The 18062-nt window shown below is 72.5% G+C and carries 16 protein-coding genes; 12 read left to right on the forward strand and 4 right to left on the reverse strand.

The genetic code is table 11. The features are described from left to right. Positions 1 to 41: 41 nt before the first annotated feature. Entirely contained in the window at positions 42 to 2039 is a 1998-nt protein-coding gene (locus D1369_RS27405) for a SpoIIE family protein phosphatase (protein WP_202476995.1), read from the forward strand. A gap of 30 nt (positions 2040 to 2069) precedes the next feature. Then, positions 2070 to 3302 (forward strand): radical SAM family heme chaperone HemW, encoded by a 1233-nt coding sequence (gene hemW / locus D1369_RS27410; protein WP_037903297.1) that lies wholly within the window; start codon positions 2070 to 2072, stop codon positions 3300 to 3302. A gap of 82 nt (positions 3303 to 3384) precedes the next feature. Here the strand turns inward: hemW and D1369_RS27415 are convergent, their stop codons facing one another. Further along, positions 3385 to 4191: a DUF3097 domain-containing protein gene (locus tag D1369_RS27415; RefSeq protein WP_007381952.1), complete on the reverse strand. Its 807-nt coding sequence runs from the start codon at positions 4189 to 4191 to the stop codon at positions 3385 to 3387. A gap of 34 nt (positions 4192 to 4225) precedes the next feature. Next, on the reverse strand, positions 4226 to 4954 hold the full coding sequence (locus D1369_RS27420; protein WP_007381951.1) for an MBL fold metallo-hydrolase: 729 nt from the start codon (positions 4952 to 4954) through the stop codon (positions 4226 to 4228). Between the two features lie 150 nt (positions 4955 to 5104). Here D1369_RS27420 and hrcA point away from each other — a divergent pair, with 150 nt between their 5' ends. The 10 genes from hrcA to D1369_RS27470 all read left to right on the forward strand — a co-directional run bounded on the left by hrcA (position 5105) and on the right by D1369_RS27470 (position 15757). Further along, positions 5105 to 6121, forward strand: a complete 1017-nt coding sequence (gene hrcA, locus D1369_RS27425; protein ID WP_007381950.1) for a heat-inducible transcriptional repressor HrcA — start codon at positions 5105 to 5107, stop codon at positions 6119 to 6121. Further along, positions 6122 to 7261: a molecular chaperone DnaJ gene (dnaJ, locus tag D1369_RS27430; RefSeq protein ID WP_007381949.1), complete on the forward strand. Its 1140-nt coding sequence runs from the start codon at positions 6122 to 6124 to the stop codon at positions 7259 to 7261. It begins immediately after the preceding gene. A gap of 53 nt (positions 7262 to 7314) precedes the next feature. After that, positions 7315 to 8391 (forward strand): nitronate monooxygenase, encoded by a 1077-nt coding sequence (locus D1369_RS27435; RefSeq protein ID WP_007381948.1) that lies wholly within the window; start codon positions 7315 to 7317, stop codon positions 8389 to 8391. Next, on the forward strand, positions 8388 to 9149 hold the full coding sequence (locus D1369_RS27440; RefSeq protein WP_037899988.1) for a 16S rRNA (uracil(1498)-N(3))-methyltransferase: 762 nt from the start codon (positions 8388 to 8390) through the stop codon (positions 9147 to 9149). The genes D1369_RS27435 and D1369_RS27440 overlap by 4 nt, the downstream gene beginning before the upstream one ends. 17 nt (positions 9150 to 9166) lie before the next feature. Continuing rightward, a complete protein-coding gene (locus tag D1369_RS27445; RefSeq protein ID WP_007381946.1) occupies positions 9167 to 9559 on the forward strand; it encodes a VOC family protein in 393 nt (130 codons plus the stop codon). 111 nt (positions 9560 to 9670) lie between these two features. Continuing rightward, on the forward strand, positions 9671 to 10204 hold the full coding sequence (locus tag D1369_RS27450) for a hypothetical protein (protein WP_037899985.1): 534 nt from the start codon (positions 9671 to 9673) through the stop codon (positions 10202 to 10204). Between the two features lie 45 nt (positions 10205 to 10249). Next, the gene (locus D1369_RS27455; RefSeq protein ID WP_118082654.1) at positions 10250 to 13450 is read left to right on the forward strand and encodes a S41 family peptidase; all 3201 of its coding nucleotides are present in this window, start codon (positions 10250 to 10252) and stop codon (positions 13448 to 13450) included. 31 nt (positions 13451 to 13481) lie between these two features. Further along, positions 13482 to 13835, forward strand: a complete 354-nt coding sequence (locus D1369_RS27460; RefSeq protein ID WP_037899981.1) for a histidine triad nucleotide-binding protein — start codon at positions 13482 to 13484, stop codon at positions 13833 to 13835. A gap of 6 nt (positions 13836 to 13841) precedes the next feature. After that, positions 13842 to 14747 (forward strand): ribonuclease Z, encoded by a 906-nt coding sequence (locus tag D1369_RS27465; RefSeq protein ID WP_007381941.1) that lies wholly within the window; start codon positions 13842 to 13844, stop codon positions 14745 to 14747. A 20-nt stretch (positions 14748 to 14767) separates the two neighbouring features. After that, positions 14768 to 15757 (forward strand): adenosine deaminase, encoded by a 990-nt coding sequence (locus tag D1369_RS27470; RefSeq protein ID WP_007381940.1) that lies wholly within the window; start codon positions 14768 to 14770, stop codon positions 15755 to 15757. 67 nt (positions 15758 to 15824) lie between these two features. On the opposite strand, the gene D1369_RS27475 is transcribed toward D1369_RS27470, so the two are convergent. Both D1369_RS27475 and D1369_RS27480 read right to left on the reverse strand, forming a co-directional pair. Then, entirely contained in the window at positions 15825 to 17012 is a 1188-nt protein-coding gene (locus D1369_RS27475) for an MFS transporter (RefSeq protein ID WP_037899979.1), read from the reverse strand. Between the two features lie 199 nt (positions 17013 to 17211). Next, complete coding sequence (locus D1369_RS27480; protein WP_007381938.1) at positions 17212 to 17994, reverse strand: IclR family transcriptional regulator; 783 nt, start codon at positions 17992 to 17994, stop codon at positions 17212 to 17214. Positions 17995 to 18062: the final 68 nt, after the last annotated feature.

The raw sequence follows: 18062 nt of genomic DNA on the forward strand, positions 1-18062 counted from the left end.
CGGCTGAGGTGTATTCGTCCGAACTGCTCGGGGAGACGGACATGGGGGCCATACCTGCGCAACGGGAGTCCGTTGCCCATGCGTCCGATCCGCCCGCGCGCGGTGACGACGCGCTCCCGCCCGCCCCGGCGCACGCCCACGCCACCCTCCCCGGCGGTCCGCTCGCCCCGGGCTCGGCCCGGGCCCTGATGCGGGCGGCGGTCGCCGAGTGGGCCGAACTCGCCCTGCCCGGCACCGAGTTCCTCAGCGACCGGCAGGCCGACGACGCCGTGGTCGTGGTCAGCGAGCTCGTCACCAACGCCGTCGTGCACGCGGGCACCGACATCGAGCTGGACTGCCGACTGGAAGCGCACACCGGCGCGCTCGTCGTCGAGGTCCTCGACCACCACCCCTCGCGCGCCCCTCGCGACGGTGACCTCGAACCCGCGTACGGCACACCGGAGCACGGGCGCGGACTGCGTCTGGTCGCCGCCCTCGCCGAGACCTGGGGTATCACCTACCGCACCGGCGCCAAGACCGTGTGGGCGCAGCTACCGGCCGGAGGGAAGGACGCCCTCGACGGGATCCAGGCGTACGCAGGGGAGCAGGCGCACGAGCGGGGGCTGCGGGTCGCCGGGATACTCGCCCCGGCACCACCCCCGTCCCGGCCCCCGGCCGCGCCCGAGCCCGGGTCCTCCGGTGAGCCCGACCGGGACTGGCTCAACCGCGGTGCCCTGTCCTTCCTCGCCGAGGCCTCCGACCTGCTCGCCGGGCAGCTCGACGAGAACCTGGTCGCCGCGCTCGCCGGCCAGCTGATTGTGCCGCGGCTGGCCGACTGGTGCGCGGTGTGGCTGGAGGACGAGGTCGCCGGACGCTGGGGGTCTCCCCGCCCCGGTGAGGCCCGGAGCGACGGGACGGGCCGGGGCGAGAGCGGGGTGTCCGGGCCCCGGCTGGCCCGGGTGTGGCACTCCTGCGAGAACCGGATCGAGGACCTGCGGCGGGCGCTGGAGAAGGAGCCGCCGGGCTCGTCGGGCCCGGACCATCCCGGGCCCGCGCCGTTCCCCTGGCCCGGCGAGGCGCTCGGCCCGCACGGCACCCACGGCTCCGCGCTCGCCTACCGCCTCACCGCCGGCGGCCGTCCGCTGGGCACCCTGGTCATCGGCCGGGCCGGGCTGATGTCCTTCCCCGACGAGATCACCGGGCTCGTCGAGGACCTCAGCCGCCGGGTCGCGCTCGCCATCGGCGCGGCTCGCCAGTACGCCCGCCAGGCCACCATCAGTGCGGTGCTCCAGCGCGGTCTGCTGCCCGGCGCGGTCGCCGAGATCCCCGGCGTACGCAGCGCCCTGGTGTACGAGCCGTGCGACAAGGGCGGACCCAGCGGCGACTTCTACGACCTCTTCCCGGCCGGCGACGGCCGCTGGTGCTTCGCCGTCGGCGACGTCCAGGGAAAGGGCCCCGAGGCCGCCGTGGTGATCGGTCTCGCACGGCCCTGGCTCCGGCTGCTGGCCCGCGAGGGCTACCGCGTCGCCGACGTACTGGACCGCCTCAACCAGCTCCTCCTCGACGACGCGACGGAGGCCGCGGACGCGGCCGCACGAGCCCTGGCGGCCGCGGGCGGACGCCCCACGAACCCCGGCGACGGCCCGCAGACCCGCTTCCTGTCCCTCCTGTACGGCGAGCTCGCGCCCTTCGACGGCGGAGTGCGCTGCACCCTCGCCTCCGCCGGACATCCGCTGCCGCTGCTGCTCGGAGCGGGCGGCGAGGTCCGTACGGCCGCGCGGCCGCAGACCCTGCTCGGGGTCGTCGAGGACGAGACGTACACCAGTGAGACCTTCGAGCTGCGGTCCGGCGACAGCCTGCTGTGCGTCACCGACGGGGTGACCGAGCGGCGCAGCGGCCCCCGGCAGTTCGACGACGAGGACGGGCTCGCGGAGGCGTTCGCCGGGTGCGCCGGGCTGGACGCCGAACTGATCGCGGAGCGGATCAGACGGCTGGTGCACGACTTCGGGGCACGGCCGCCGGAGGACGATCTGGCCCTGCTGGTCCTCCAGGCGGAATAGGTGTCCGCGAGGTGCTGGACAATGGAGGACATGCCTTCCGCACTCCCCGACGGCGAACCCGTCCCCGACGACGGCTCGCTCCCCGCGTCCGCGCTCGCCGGGTCCGCCGACCGCCCCCTCGGCTTCTACCTGCACGTCCCGTACTGCGCGACCCGCTGCGGCTACTGCGACTTCAACACCTACACCGCGACCGAGCTGCGCGGTTCGGGCGGGGTGCTGGCCTCCCGCGACAACTACGCCGAGACGCTGATCGACGAGATCCGCCTGGCCCGGAAGGTCCTCGGCGACGACCCGCGCCCGGTCCGCACGGTGTTCGTCGGTGGCGGTACGCCGACCCTCCTGGCCGCCGGGGATCTCGTACGGATGCTGGGGGCGATCCGTGACGAGTTCGGGCTGGCCGCGGACGCGGAGGTGACCACCGAGGCGAACCCGGAGTCGGTGGACCCGGAGTATCTGGCGGCGCTGCGGGAGGGCGGCTTCAACCGGGTGTCCTTCGGGATGCAGAGCGCGCGGCAGCACGTACTGAAGGTGCTGGACCGCACGCACACGCCGGGACGGCCCGAGGCGTGCGTGGCGGAGGCCCGCGCGGCGGGGTTCGCGCACGTCAACCTCGACCTGATCTACGGAACTCCCGGCGAGTCCGACGACGACTGGCGGGCGTCCCTGGAGGCGGCGATCGGGGCCGGACCGGATCACGTGTCGGCGTACGCGCTGATCGTCGAGGAGGGCACGCAGCTGGCTCGTCGTATCCGTCGGGGCGAGGTCCCGATGACCGACGACGACGAGCACGCGGACCGGTATCTGATCGCGGACTCGATGCTGGCGGAGGCCGGATTCGACTGGTACGAGGTGTCGAACTGGGCGACCTCGGAGGCTGCCCGGTGCCTGCACAACGAGCTGTACTGGCGAGGCGCGGACTGGTGGGGGGCCGGTCCCGGGGCGCACTCGCACGTGGGCGGGGTCCGGTGGTGGAACGTGAAGCATCCGGGGGCGTACGCGGCGGCGCTGGCCTCCGGCAGGTCTCCGGGCGCCGGGCGCGAGCTGCTGCCGGAGGAGGACCGGCGGGTCGAGCGGATCCTGCTGGAGCTGCGGCTGCGGGAGGGGGTGCCGCTGTCCCTGCTGCGCGAGGAGGGGCTGGCTGCTTCTCGGCGGGCGCTGGGGGAGGGGCTGCTCGAGGGCGGGCCTTATGAGGAGGGACGGGCTGTGCTGACGCTGCGGGGCCGGTTGCTGGCGGACGCGGTGGTCAGGGACTTGGTGGACTGAGGGCGGCTGGGACCTCCCCAGGGGCGCGGGGAACCGCGCGACCAGCCCCCACCGGCCCGCAGGCGTACGACCGCCCGCATACTCACGGCGCCGTCACGAAGTCGATCAGCTCCTCCACCCGCCCCAGCAGCTCCGGCTCCAGGTCCCGGTAGGACCCCACCCGCTTCAGGATCGCCTGCCACACCGCGCCCGTGTTCTCCGACGGCCAGCCCAGGGCCTTGCACACGCCGGTCTTCCAGTCCTGGCCGTGCGGTACCCGCGGCCACGCCTCGATCCCCAGGGACGACGGCTTCACCGCCTCCCAGATGTCGATGTACGGGTGGCCCACCACCAGCGCGTGCTCGCTGGTCACCGACGCGGCGATACGGGACTCCTTGCTGCCCGGCACCAGATGGTCCACCAGGACGCCGAGCCGGGCGTCCGGGCCCGGCGCGAATTCGGCCACGATCGACGGCAGGTCGTCCACGCCCTCCAGGTACTCCACGACCACGCCCTCGATGCGCAGGTCGTCACCCCAGACCTTCTCCACCAGTTCCGCGTCGTGACGGCCCTCGACGTAGATACGGCCGGCGCGGGCCACGCGTGCGCGCGCGCCGGGCACGGCCACCGATCCGGACGCGGTACGGGAGGGTCGTACGGGAGACGCGGCCGACGGTCTGACCAGGGTCACCACCCGGCCCTCCAGGAGGAAACCGCGCGGCTCCAGCGGGAACACCCGGTGCTTGCCGAAGCGGTCCTCCAGGGTCACCGTGCCCGCCTCGCAGCGGACCACCGCGCCGCAGAAGCCGGTGCCCGGCTCCTCGACCACCAGGCCGGGCTCGGCGGGCACCTCCGGCACCGGCTTGGGCTTCTTCCACGGAGGGGTCAGGTCGGCGGAGTACTGGCGCATTCGGATGACGATAGGAGAACCGGTCCGAGGATCACTACGACACGCCGAAGCGGGCCGCCAGCGCGTCCCGCTGCGCCCGCACGAACGCCGCGTCCACCACCGCTCCGTGACCGGGCACGTACTGCGCGTCCTCGCCGCCCAGGTCTAGGAGGCGGTCCAGCGCGGCCGGCCAGTGCTGCGGTACGGCGTCCGGGCCCGCCTGCGGTTCCCCCGACTCCTCGACCAGGTCGCCGCAGAAGACGACCTCCGGGCTGCCGGGCACCAGGACCACCAGGTCATGGGCCGTGTGGCCGGGACCGACGTTCGCCAGCAGGACCTGGCGGCCGCCGCCGAGGTCGAGCGTCCACTCGCCGGAGACGTGGTGCCGGGGGGAGACGAGGGCGTCCACAGCCTCGTCGGCCACCGCCGGGTCCAGTCCGTTGCGCACGGCGTCCGCCCGCAGCTCCGCACGTCCGAGCCGCCCCGCCAGCACCGTCTCCACGCCCACCGCGCCGAACACCTCCGCCCCCGCGAACGCCGCCGCTCCGAAGACATGGTCGAAATGGGGGTGGGTGAGCGCGAGATGGGTCACACGGTGGCCGGCCAGTTCTCCGGCCTGCGCGCGCAGCCGGGCGCCCTCCGCGAGGCCGGAGCCCGCGTCGACCAACAGGGCCGTGCCCTCGCCGATCACCAGGCCCGCCGTACAGTCCCAGCCGGGCAGCCGGCACCGCCCCACGCCGGTCGCGACCCGCTCCCACCCGAGCTCTTCCCAAGTCACCGTCATACGGCGACGCTAGCCGTACGACCGGTCACGCGGGGACCAGCCTTGCCCGAGGAGTACCCCACCGCCGTACACTGGCCCGGGGACGCTGGCACTCGGACGGACAGAGTGCCAGGCAAGGCGCCAAGGGAACGACTTCTGGAGGTGTGCGCGATGCTGAGTGAACGCAGGCTTCAGGTGTTGCGCGCCATCGTCCAGGACTACGTCGGCACCGAGGAGCCGGTCGGGTCGAAGGCCCTGACCGAGCGGCACAACCTCGGAGTCTCCCCGGCGACCGTCCGCAACGACATGGCGGTCCTGGAGGACGAGGGGTTCATCGCCCAGCCGCACACCAGTGCCGGGCGGATCCCGACCGACAAGGGCTACCGGCTGTTCGTCGACAAGCTGGCGGGCGTCAAGCCGATGACCGCGCCCGAGCGGCGCGCGATCCAGAACTTCCTCGACGGTGCCGTGGACCTCGACGACGTCGTGGCCCGGACCGTGCGGCTGCTCGCGCAGCTGACCCGGCAGGTCGCCGTCGTGCAGTACCCGTCCCTCACCCGCTCGACCGTGCGGCACGTGGAGCTGCTCTCGCTCGCCCCGGCGCGCGTGATGCTCGTGCTGATCACGGACACCGGCCGGGTCGAGCAGCGCATGGTCGACTGCCCGGCACCCTTCGGGGAGGCCTCGCTCGCCGATCTGCGGGCGCGGCTCAACAGCCGGATCGCCGGGCGGCGGTTCGCCGATGTGCCGCAGCTGGTCGAGGACCTGCCCGAAGGCTTCGACGTCGAGGACCGGGGTACGGTCTCGACAGTGCTCTCCACTCTCCTGGAGACGCTCGTCGAGGAGAACGAGGAGCGGCTGATGATCGGCGGCACCGCCAATCTCACCCGCTTCGGACATGACTTTCCCCTCACCATCCGGCCCGTCCTGGAGGCCCTGGAGGAGCAGGTCGTCCTCCTCAAACTCCTTGGTGAGGCCGGAGATTCGGGCATGACCGTACGTATTGGTCATGAGAACGCCTACGAGGGACTCAACTCCACTTCGGTGGTGTCGGTCGGTTACGGTTCGGGCGGCGAGGCAGTCGCCAAGCTCGGCGTGGTCGGACCGACCCGCATGGATTACCCGGGAACGATGGGAGCGGTACGCGCAGTGGCACGGTACGTCGGACAGATCCTGGCGGAGTCGTAAGTGGCCACGGACTACTACGCCGTTCTCGGCGTGCGCCGCGACGCGTCGCAGGATGAGATCAAGAAGGCGTTCCGTCGGCTCGCGCGCGAGCTGCACCCGGACGTCAACCCGGATCCGAAGACCCAGGAGCGGTTCAAGGAGATCAACGCCGCTTACGAGGTGTTGTCGGACCCGCAGAAGAAGCAGGTCTACGACCTCGGCGGCGACCCGCTCTCGCAGGCCGGCGGCGGTGGCGCGGGCGGCTTCGGGGCCGGTGGGTTCGGGAACTTCTCGGACATCATGGACGCGTTCTTCGGTACGGCTTCGCAGCGGGGGCCGCGCTCGCGCACCCGGCGCGGCCAGGACGCGATGATCCGCCTGGAGATCGAGCTCGACGAGGCGGCCTTCGGCACCACGAAGGACATCCAGGTCGACACGGCGATCGTCTGCACCACGTGCAGCGGCGAGGGGGCCGCCCCCGGCACCTCCGCCCAGACGTGCGACATGTGCCGCGGCCGCGGCGAGGTGTCGCAGGTGACGCGGTCCTTCCTGGGCCAGGTCATGACGTCCCGCCCGTGCCCGCAGTGCCAGGGCTTCGGCACCGTCGTCCCGACCCCGTGCCCGGAGTGCGCCGGCGACGGCCGGGTCCGCTCGCGCCGCACGCTCACCGTGAAGATCCCGGCCGGTGTGGACAACGGCACGCGGATCCAGCTCGCGGGCGAGGGCGAGGTCGGTCCCGGTGGCGGTCCCGCCGGTGACCTCTACGTCGAGATCCACGAGCTGCCGCACTCGCAGTTCCAGCGCCGGGGCGACGACCTGCACTGCACGGTCACCCTCCCGATGACGGCGGCCTCCCTCGGCACCAAGGTCCCGCTGGAGACCCTCGACGGCATGGAGGAGGTCGACATCCGCCCGGGCACCCAGTCCGGCCAGTCGATCCCGCTGCACAGCCGGGGCGTCACCCACCTGCGCGGCGGCGGCCGGGGCGATCTCATCGTCCACGTCGAGGTCCAGACCCCCACCAAGCTGGACCCCGAGCAGGAGCGCCTGCTGCGCGAGCTGGCGAAGCTGCGCGGCGAGGAACGGCCCACGGGGCAGTTCCAGCCCGGGCAGCAGGGGCTGTTCTCGCGGTTGAAGGACGCGTTCAACGGGCGTACGTGAGCGGTGCGAAGGTCGGATTCGGACTTGTTCGGAGGACGTGACAACATGCCGTCATGTCCTCCGCACTGACCGATCTCTTCCCTCATCCGATCGTGCAGGCCCCCATGGCGGGCGGCGTCTCCGTGCCGCGGCTCGCCGCCGCCGTGTCCGACGCGGGCGGGCTCGGATTCCTGGCCGCCGGGTACAAGACGGCCGACGGGATGTACCAGGAGATCAAGCAGCTGCGCGGGCTGACCGGGCGCCCCTTCGGGGTCAACCTCTTCATGCCGCAGCCCGAATATGCCGATCCCGCGGCCGTCGAGGTCTACGCCCACCAGCTGGCCGGCGAGGCCACCTGGTACGACACCGAGCTCGGCGACCGCGACAGCGGACGTGACGACGGCTACGACGCCAAGCTCGCCGTCCTCCTCGACAATCCCGTGCCGGTGGCCTCCTTCCACTTCGGCATCCCGAGCAGCGACGCCCTGGAGTCGCTGCGCCGCGCCGGCACCTTCACCCTCGTCACCGCGACCACCCCCGAAGAGGCCCTGGCGGTGCAGTACGCGGGCGCCGACGCGGTCATCGCGCAGGGCATCGAGGCGGGCGGTCACCAGGGCACCCACCGCGACCTCCCCGAGCAGGACGGCTCGGGTCTAGGGCTCCTCTCCCTGGTCGCGCAGATCCGTGAGACGGTCAGCCTCCCGATCGTCGCCGCCGGCGGCATCATGCGCGGCAGCCAGATCGCCGCCGTCCTCGCCGCCGGCGCGAGCGCGGCCCAGCTCGGCACGGCGTTCCTCGCCTCGCCCGAGTCCGGCGCCCACGACGTGCACAAGCAGGCGCTGACCAACCCCCTCTACGTCCGTACCGAGTTGACCCGCGCGTTCTCGGGCCGGCCGGCCCGTGGCCTGGTCAACCGCTTCCTGCGCGAGCACGGGCCGTACGCCCCCGCCGCCTACCCCGAGGTCCACCACCTGACCGCCCCGCTGCGGAAGGCCGCCGCCAAGGCCGGTGACGCCCAGGGCATGGCGCTGTGGGCGGGGCAGGGACACCGGTTGGCACGCGAGCTGCCCGCGGGGCAGCTCGTGGAGATACTCGCGGCCGAACTCGACGCCGCCAGGACAGCGTTGTCAGCCAAGGGGGACCCGCGATGACCGCACCCGTGTTCGTCGTCGAGCACTTCGTCGAGCAGACCGAGCCGGGGACCGGCGGACGCTACGTCCTCGACGGCCCCGAAGGCCGCCACGCCGTCTCCGTGAAGCGGCTCCAGCCCGGCGAGGACGTCATCCTCACCGACGGCGCCGGGCACTGGGCCGACTGCGTGGTACTCGGCACCGAGGGCAAGGACCGGCTGATCGTCCAGCTGGACTCGGTGAACGAGGCACCTGACGTACAGCCCCGCATCACCGTCGTCCAGGCCCTCCCCAAGGGCGACCGCGGTGAACTCGCCGTCGAGACGATGACCGAGGTCGGCGTCGACGCCATCGTGCCCTGGCAGGCCGCCCGCTGCATCACCCAGTGGAAGGGCGAGCGGGGTCTGAAGGCGCTCGGCAAGTGGCGGGCCACCGCCCGCGAGGCCGGCAAGCAGTCCCGCCGGATCCGCTTCCCGGATATCGCGGACGCGGCAACCACCAAGCAGGTTGCCGCACTTCTCGCCAAAGCCGACTTCGCCGCCGTGCTCCACTCCGACTTCGAACGCGGCAGCGCGCCGCTCGCCACCGCCGAACTCCCCGACGAGGGCGAGATCGTGCTGGTCGTGGGCCCCGAAGGAGGCGTCGCCAAGGACGAGTTGGCGCTCTTCGAGGAGGCCGGCGCGCGTGCCTACGTCCTCGGGTCCACCGTGCTGCGTACGTCGACCGCCGGAACCGCGGCGACCGCCCTGCTCCTCGGCCGCACCGGCCGCTGGTCCTGACCCCTGGAAGGAAAGCTGTGGAACTCGCCCAAGTACGCCTGCTCGTCACCGACTTCGCCGCCTGCTACCGCTTCTACGCCGACGTCCTCGGCCTGAAGCCCCAGTCGGGGGCCAAGGACGGGCCGTACGAGAAGTTCAGCCCCGCCACCGGCTCCGCGGGCATCGCCCTCCAGGACCGGTCGATGATGGCGCAGGTCCTCGGCGAACTGGGCGGCACGGTCACCGGCCACCGCTCCCTGGTCGTGCTGCGCGTCGACGACCTGGACACCTACTGCGAGCAGATCGTGTCCCGCGGAGCCACTCTGCTGCACGGCCCGTCCCCCATGACGGACCGCATGCGCGTCGCCCACCTCAAGGACCCGGAGGGGAACCTGGTGGAGCTTCAGCAGTGGCTGATGCTGCGCGGTTGACGGTACTTCTCGACGCGGCGGTCATGTCAACGCCGGGTCACTCACAACCGGCGCGCTCAATGACCGTATGCGCCCTACCGCCGGACGGCACGCGGTGGCAGGCTGCCCTTCATGGTGGCGTTGAGACGGAACCGGCGTCGGCCGCGCGGGGTGCGAGTGGCGGGTGCGGTCGGGGGTGTCGTGCTGGCCGTGGGCGGGGTCGCCGCGTGTGATCCGACCGGCGCGGTCAGCTCCGCGACCGTCTCCTACACCACCGACCAGCTGGTCACCAAGGAGCTGAACCAGCAGAAGGCCGACGTGAGTTGGCTGACCTGCACGGCCTCGTACGACAACGGCGACCGGACGCCGAGCGCGACCGTGAACACCGTCGCCACCGTGAACTGCGAGGGCAAGACGCGGGACGGCAAGGACATCACCGTCAAGGGCAAGGTGACCCGGACCGTCAGCGGCGCGTGTGTGCGCGGGAACCTCACCGCCACCGTCGGCGGCAGACAGTGGTTCCACGTCGACGGGCTCGGCGACTGCACCGCCACACCCACCCCGCGGGTCAACAACCCGGGGCAGCCCGGTCCCACCGTCACCGTGACCGTCACCAAGACGATCTGGTGCCAGAACGACCCGCAGTGCTGGCCCGACGGCAAGTGATCGAAACCTCTGTGCACGAGCACCGCCCGTGCGTAGGGTAATCGGGTGACACAGCCTGCGACGTCTGCATATCTCCGGTTTCCGCATCTGCGGGGCGAGTTGGTGGCCTTCACCGCCGAGGACGACGTGTGGCTCGCGCCGCTCGACGGCGGACGCGCCTGGCGGGTCAGCGCGGACAACGTGCCGGTCACCCACCCCCGGATCTCGCCCGACGGCACCACCGTCGCCTGGACCTCCGCCCGCGACGGCGCCCCCGAGGTGCACATCGCCCCGGTCGACGGCGGCCCGGGCCGAAGGCTGACCCACTGGGGCAGCGCACGCACCCAGGTGCGCGGCTGGACCCCGGACGGCGAGGTCCTCGCGATCACCACCCACGGCCAGGCAAGCCTGCGCCGCAGCTGGGCCCGGACCGTCCCGCTCGACGGCGGCCCCGGCACCACCCTGCCGTACGGCCCCGTCGGCCATGTCGCCCACGGCCCCGCGACCGTGATCCTCTCCGCGCCCATGGGCCGGGAGGCCGCCTGGTGGAAGCGGTACCGGGGCGGCACGGCGGGCAAGCTGTGGATCGACCGCGACGGCGACGGCGAGTTCGTACGGCTGCACGACGACCTGGACGGAAACCTGGAGTACCCCGTGTGGGCGGGCGACCGGATCGCCTTCCTCTCCGACCACGAGGGCACCGGGGCCGTCTACTCCTCCCTCGCCGACGGTTCCGATCTGCGCCGGCACACCCCGCTCGACGGTTACTACGCCCGGCACGCGGCCGGCGACGGCACCCGGGTCGTCTACACCTCCGCCGGTGAGCTGTGGATCCTCGACGACCTCGACGGCGCCGAACCGCGCCGCCTGGAGGTCCGGCTCGGCGGCCGGCGCGCCGACCGGCAGCCGTTCCCGGTGGACGCCTCCCGCTGGTTCGGCTCGGCCGCCCCCGACCACACCGCGCGCGGCAGCGCGGTCGCGGTGCGCGGGGCCGTCCACTGGGTCACCCACCGTTCGGGCCCGGCCCGCGCGCTCGCCGACGAACCCGGCGTCCGGGCCCGGCTGCCCCGCACCTTCCGCACCGAGGGCGAGGAGTGGGTCGTCTGGGTGACGGACGCGGAGGGCGACGACGCCCTGGAGTTCGCGCCCGCCACCGGACTCGCCCCCGGCGCCACCCCGCGCCGCCTCGCCGCGGGCCGCCTCGGCCGGGTCCTCGGGCTCGCCATGGCCCCCGACGGCAGCCGGGCCGCGGTCGCCGCGCACGACGGCCGGGTGCTCCTCGTCGAGCGGGAGACCGGTGAGGTCCGCGAGGTCGACCGCAGCGAGGACGGCGACGTACGGGGACTGACCTTCTCGCCCGACTCGGCCTGGCTCGCCTGGTCGCACCCCGGCCCCGACCCGCTCTGCCAGCTCCGCCTCGCCAACACCACCGACCTGTCGGTCACCGAGGCGACCCCGCTGCGCTTCCAGGACTACGCCCCCGCCTTCACCCTCGACGGCAAGCACCTGGCCTTCCTCTCCAACCGCTCCTTCGACCCGGTCTACGACGAGCACGTCTTCGACCTCGCCTTCGTGGTCGGCGACCGCCCGCACCTGATCACCCTGGCCGCGACCACCCCGTCCCCCTTCGGCCCGCAGCGCCACGGCCGGCCCTTCGAGGCCCCCGACAAGGACGAGACCCCCGACAGCGAGGGCACCCCGACCACCCGGATCGACCTGGAAGGTCTCGCCGACCGGATCGTGCCGTTCCCGGTGGAGGCCGGCCGCTACTCCAACCTGCGCGCGGCCAAGGACGGCGTGCTGTGGCTGCGCCACCCCGTCCAGGGCGTCCTCGGCTCCTCAAGGGCCACCCCGGACGACCCCGACCCCAAGACCGACCTCCAGCGCTACGACCTCGCCCAGCAGCGCCTCGAACACCTCGCCGCCGACGCCGACCACTTCGCCGTCAGCGGCGACGGCAAGCGGGTCCTGCTGTGGACCGACGGCCGGCTGAAGGTCGTACCGAGCGACCGCCGCGCCTCGAACGACGACGACAGCGACACGAACATCTCCGTCGACCTCGGCCGCATCCGCCAGACCGTCGACCCGTCGGCCGAGTGGCGGCAGATGTACGAGGAGACCGGCCGCATCATGCGGGACCACTTCTGGCGCCCTGACATGAGCGGTGTCGACTGGACCGGTGTCCTCGACCGCTACCGCCCGGTCCTGGACCGTCTGGCCACCCACGACGACCTCGTCGACCTCCTCTGGGAGGTGCACGGCGAACTCGGCACCTCCCACGCCTACGTCACCCCCCGCGGCGGCCACGGTCACGGCCCCCGGCAGGGCCTGCTCGGCGCCGACATCTCCCGTCACGAAGACGGCAGTTGGCGCATCGACCGCATCCTGCCGACCGAGACCTCCGACCCCGCCGCCCGCTCCCCGCTCGCCGCACCGGGCGTGGCGGTCCGCGCCGGGGACGCGATCGTCGCGGTGGGCGGCCGTCCGGTCGATCCCGTCACCGGCCCCGGCCCGCTCCTCGTCGGCACGGCGGGCAAACCGGTCGAGCTCACCATCTCCCCCTCCGGCGGCGGCGATCTGCGGCACGCCGTCGTCGTCCCCGTCTCCGACGAGGAGCCCCTGCGTTACCACGCCTGGGTCGCCGACCGCCGCGCCTACGTCCACGAGAAGTCCGGGGGCCGGCTGGGGTATCTGCACGTCCCGGACATGCAGGCCCCTGGCTGGGCGCAGATCCACCGCGACCTGCGCGTCGAGGTGGCCCGCGAGGGCCTGGTGGTCGACGTCCGCGAGAATCGCGGCGGCCACACCTCCCAGCTGGTCGTCGAGAAGCTGGCCCGCAAGATCGTCGGCTGGGCGCTGCCGCGGGGGATGCGCGCGTCCAGCTACCCGAGGGACGCGCCGCGCGGCCCCGTCGTCGCCGTGGCCAACGAGTTCTCCGGCTCGGACGGCGACATCGTCAACGCGGCGATCAAGGCACTGGGCATCGGCCCGGTCGTCGGCACCCGCACCTGGGGCGGGGTCATCGGGATCGACAGCCGTTACCGGCTGGTCGACGGCACGCTGATCACCCAGCCGAAGTACGCGTTCTGGCTGGAGGGGTACGAGTGGGGCGTCGAGAACCACGGGGTCGACCCGGACGTGGAGGTCCCGCAGCGGCCGCAGGACTACGCGGCGGGCCGGGACGCCCAGCTGGACGAGGCGGTGCGGATCGCTCTGGAGGCGCTGGAGGCCACTCCGGCGAAGATTCCGCCGACGCTGCCTCGTTAAGATGCCTCAGGACCTCTACGGAAGGAACGACATGGCAGGGGAACCCCAGGACGACTGCCTGTTCTGCAAGATCGTCGCAGGTCAGATCCCGGCGACCATCGTCCGCGAGACAGACACCACCCTCGCCTTCCGGGACATCAACCCGCAGGCCCCCACCCATGTTCTGGTGATCCCCAAGGCCCACTACGAGACCGCGGCAGCCCTCGCCGCGGCCGAACCGCAACTGGCCGCGGATGTTCTCGGAGCGACCCAGGCCGTCGCGGAGGACGAGAAGCTGGAGAGCTACCGCACCGTCTTCAACACCGGCAGCGGCGCCGGCCAGACCGTCTGGCACGCCCACGCCCATGTGATCGGCGGCCGCGGCCTCCACTGGCCCCCCGGATAACCCACCGTGTCCGTACGCGAGTTGGTCGTCCTCGGCACAGCCAGCCAGGTCCCGACCAGGCACCGCAACCACAACGGCTACCTGCTGCGCTGGGACGGCGAGGGCCTCCTGTTCGACCCCGGCGAGGGCACCCAGCGCCAGATGCTGCGTGCCGGGGTCGCCGCCCACGACCTCAACCGGATCTGTGTCACCCACTTCCACGGCGACCACTCCCTCGGCCTCGCGGGCGTGATCCAGCGCATCAACCTCGACCGGGTCCCGCACGAGGTCACCGCCCACTACCCGAAGTCGGGGCAGCGCTTCTTCGACCGTCTGCGGTACGCGACGGCGTACCGGGAGACGGTCCGGCTCACCGAGGCACCGGTCGCGGCCGACGGGGTGCTCGCGCGGACCGGCGGCTACACGCTGGAAGCCCGCAGGCTCTCCCACCCCGTCGAGTCCTACGGCTACCGCCTCACCGAACCCGACGGCCGCCGCATGCTCCCCGACCGCCTCGCCGCGCACGGCATCAAGGGGCCCGACGTCGGACGGATCCAGCGCGAGGGCTCCCTGAACGGCGTCCAGCTCGACGAGGTCAGTGAGGTCCGCCACGGCCAGCGGTTCGCGTTCGTCATGGACACCCGCCTCTGCGACGGCGTCCACGCCCTCGCGGACGGCTGCGACCTGCTCGTCATCGAGTCGACCTTCCTCGACGAGGACGAGCAACTCGCCGTGGAGCACGGCCATCTGACCGCCGGTCAGGCCGCGACCGTCGCCCGCGACGCCGGCGTACGGCATCTCGTGCTCACCCACTTCAGCCAGCGCTACTCCGAGCCGGAGGAGTTCGAACGGCAGGCGCGGGCGGCCGGGTACGAGGGCGAGCTGACCGTGGCCCACGACCTCCTCAGGGTCCCGGTTCCGAAACGGCGGTAAAGCGGCCGTACGATGCTTTGATGTCCCTCCCCAAAGCTGAACTGCACCTGCACATCGAAGGCACCCTGGAGCCGGAGCTGGCTTTCGAGCTGGCCGCTCGCAACGGCGTCGAGCTGCCGTACGCCGACACGGACTCGCTCCGCACGGCGTACCAGTTCGAGGATCTCCAGTCCTTTCTGAACCTGTATTACGAGCTCATGGCCGTCCTGCGCACCGAGCGCGACTTCGAGGACCTGGCGAACGCCTATCTCGCCCGGGCCGCCGCGCAGGGGGTGCGGCACGCGGAGATCTTCTTCGACCCGCAGGCACACCTCGCGCGGGGCGTGGAGATGGGCACGGTGGTGGAGGGGCTGTGGCGGGCGCTGGGCAGCAGCGCGCGCAACCATGGCGTCTCGACGCAGCTGATCATGTGCTTCCTGCGGGACGAGTCCGCGGAGTCCGCGCTGGAGACCCTCGATGCCGCGAAGCCGTATCTGGACCGGATCGTCGGGGTCGGGCTCGACTCCGCCGAGGTGGGGCACCCGCCGGTGAAGTTCCGCGAGGTGTACGAGGCCGCCGCGGCGCTCGGGCTGCGGCGGGTGGCGCACGCCGGGGAGGAGGGGCCGCCGGAGTACATCGTCGAGGCGCTGGACGTGCTCGGGGTGGAGCGGATCGATCACGGGCTGCGGTGCGTGGAGTCGCCGGAGCTGGTCGCGCGGCTGGTGCGGGACCGGGTGCCGCTGACTCTGTGTCCCTTGTCCAATGTGCGGCTGCGGACGGTTGACGTGCTGGGCGATCATCCGTTGCCCGCGATGTTGGATGCCGGGTTGATGTGCACGGTGAACTCCGACGATCCGGCTTACTTCGGCGGATACGCGGGGGACAACTTCGAGGCCGTTCAGCAGGCTCTGGGGCTGAGTGAGGAGCGGTTGCGGGAGCTTGCCCGCAACTCCTTCCTCGCGTCCTTCTTGGAGCACGACGAGGAGTTGCGGGCTCGGTATCTTGCGGAAGTTGATGCTTACGAGTTCTGAGGCGCGTTGTCGGGTGCGCGCCGGTGGGGGCTGGTCGCGCAGTTCCCCGCGCCCCTGACGGGGCGCTTCACGCTGCCGTTGCTTTGTCGTATGCGGGTGCCTCCACCTGGATCTCCACCACCGGGAGTTGACGCCTTCCTGTACCCATCGCCACCGCGGTCATCGGCGCCGCGATCACCAGCAGGCCGATCGCCAGGACCGTGCCCATCACGGGGAAGCCGGCCTCGGATGCGAGCAGGCTTCCCGCCAGGGGACCCGCTGCCGTGCCCAATGACGATGCCGAGCCGACCAGGACCGCCCAGCGGCCGCGGGGGTCCAGGGAGGCGGCCAGGCCGATGACGTACGACAGGACGATCGGGTAGAGCGTGTTCCAGGCGATCTCGCCGGTCGCGAAGGACGTCAGGTCGGTCGCGGAGGCGCTGAGGGTGATGCAGGCGGCGATGAGGACCGTGCCGCCGCCGACGGGGAGCGCGCGGCCCAGCCGGGGGCCGAGGGCGCCCGCGCCGACGACGCCCAGCAGGCCCGCGCCCAGCGCGAGCGCGAAGACCGCGCCGACCGTCGCCTCGGAGAGGTGGGCCTGGGTGAGGCCGATGCGGCCGCTGACGCCCCAGAGGGCGTTCTGGGCGAGGGACCAGCACAGGAGGGTCGCGGCCAGGAGGAGACCGGCGCGGGGGTGGGGGAGCGGGGTGCGGGTCTCCCGGCTGCGGGCGGGGGCCGTGCGCAGCGGGAGACGGCTCGTCAGGGGCCAGACCGCCAGCGCGGTGAGGGCGATCGCGGCGAGGGGCTGGCCGTGGCCGGGGCCCAGGTGCGGGACGGTCAGGTAGACGGCGCCGGCGAGCGCGGAGACGCCGAGCAGGCCGACCGTGGTGGCGCGGTGCGGGTCCGGCTGGGCGGCGATGCCGGTGGCGGCCACCGCCGTCGACGTACCGGATCCGAAGCCGCCGATCAGGGCCCCCACGACGACCGCGGGGACGGCGTGGGCGAGGGCGGCGCCGCCGTAGCCGAGGACGGCGAGGGTGAGGCCGACGCGGGCGAGGGTGCGGGGGCCGACGCGGTCGACGTGGGAGGCGAGCAGGAAGCCTGCCGCCGCCGAACTCAGCAGCAGCGCGCTGCCGACGGCACCCGCCTCGGTGGCGGTGAGGGCAAGCCCGGAGTCGAGTCTGCCGACGGTGGTCGGCAGCAGGTAGGGGGCGAGGTACCCGGCCGTGAAGAGGGCAATGAGGGGCCAGGGCAGGGTGGAGCGACGGGCGAACACGGGCGTTCCCAGGGCATGCGAAAGAAGCGGCTCGAAAAGGGGGTTGGGCGCAGGCCGTCGACGGACAGGAACGCGCGAAGAATTTGTATCAAGCACGCGGTTGCGGAAACAGCCCGGGTGGTGTGATCTGAGCCACGTTCCGTTTGGGGTGCGGGCTGTCGGGTAGACGAGGCCCTTTTTCGGCGCCTTTTCGGTGCCCCTAGCGCCAGCTGGGAGCGCCCCCCGCACCCGGTGCCGTCGCCTCGATCTTGCCCCTGATCTCGCGCATGACCGTGACGATCTGCTGTTCGTGGTCCGGTGTCAGACGGGCGACCGGGACCGAGCAGCTGATGGCGTCCTGGGCGGGGGAGTCGTAGCGCAGGGCGAAGCCGAAGCCGACGATGCCGAGGACGCCCTCCTCCCGGTCGATCGAGTAGCCACGGGCGCGGACCTCGGCGAGGTCGGTCAGCAAGGAGTCGCGGGTGGTGTGGGAGTTCGGGGTGAGTGCCTCGTACGGCCCCTCGGGGAGCCGTTCGTCGGGCCATTCGGCCAGCAGTGCCTTGCCCAGCGCGCCGACGTGCGCGGGCAGCCGGCGGCCGACCCTGCTGATGGTCCGCAGGTACTCGTGCGACTCGCGGGTCGCCAGATAGGCCACGTCCCGGCCGTCGAGCCGGCCCAGGTGGATCGTCTCGCCCAGCGCCTGGGACGCCTCGTCGAGATACGGCCGTGCGACCCGGACGCGCGGGTCGGAGTCCAGGTAGCTGGTGCCGGTGAGCAGGGCGTGGATGCCGATGCCGTAGAGCGAGCCGGTGACGTCGGTGCGGACCCAGCCGCGCGAGATCAGGGTCTGGAGCAGCGCGTACATCGAACTGCGCGGCACGCCCAGCTCGTCCGCGAGCTCCTGGAGCCGGGCCGGGCGGTCGCCGCGCGCGGCCAGCAGTTCGAGGAGTTCGACGGTGCGGGCCGCCGACTTCACCTCGCGGACACCACCGGTCTCTGACATGCGCTGATGGTAATCGGCCCGCCAAACCTCGCGGCGACCCATTGACGGACAGGGTTCGCCTATCTAAT

The organism is Streptomyces sp. CC0208 (genome assembly GCF_003443735.1).
Classification (GTDB): Bacteria; Actinomycetota; Actinomycetes; order Streptomycetales; family Streptomycetaceae; genus Streptomyces; species Streptomyces sviceus.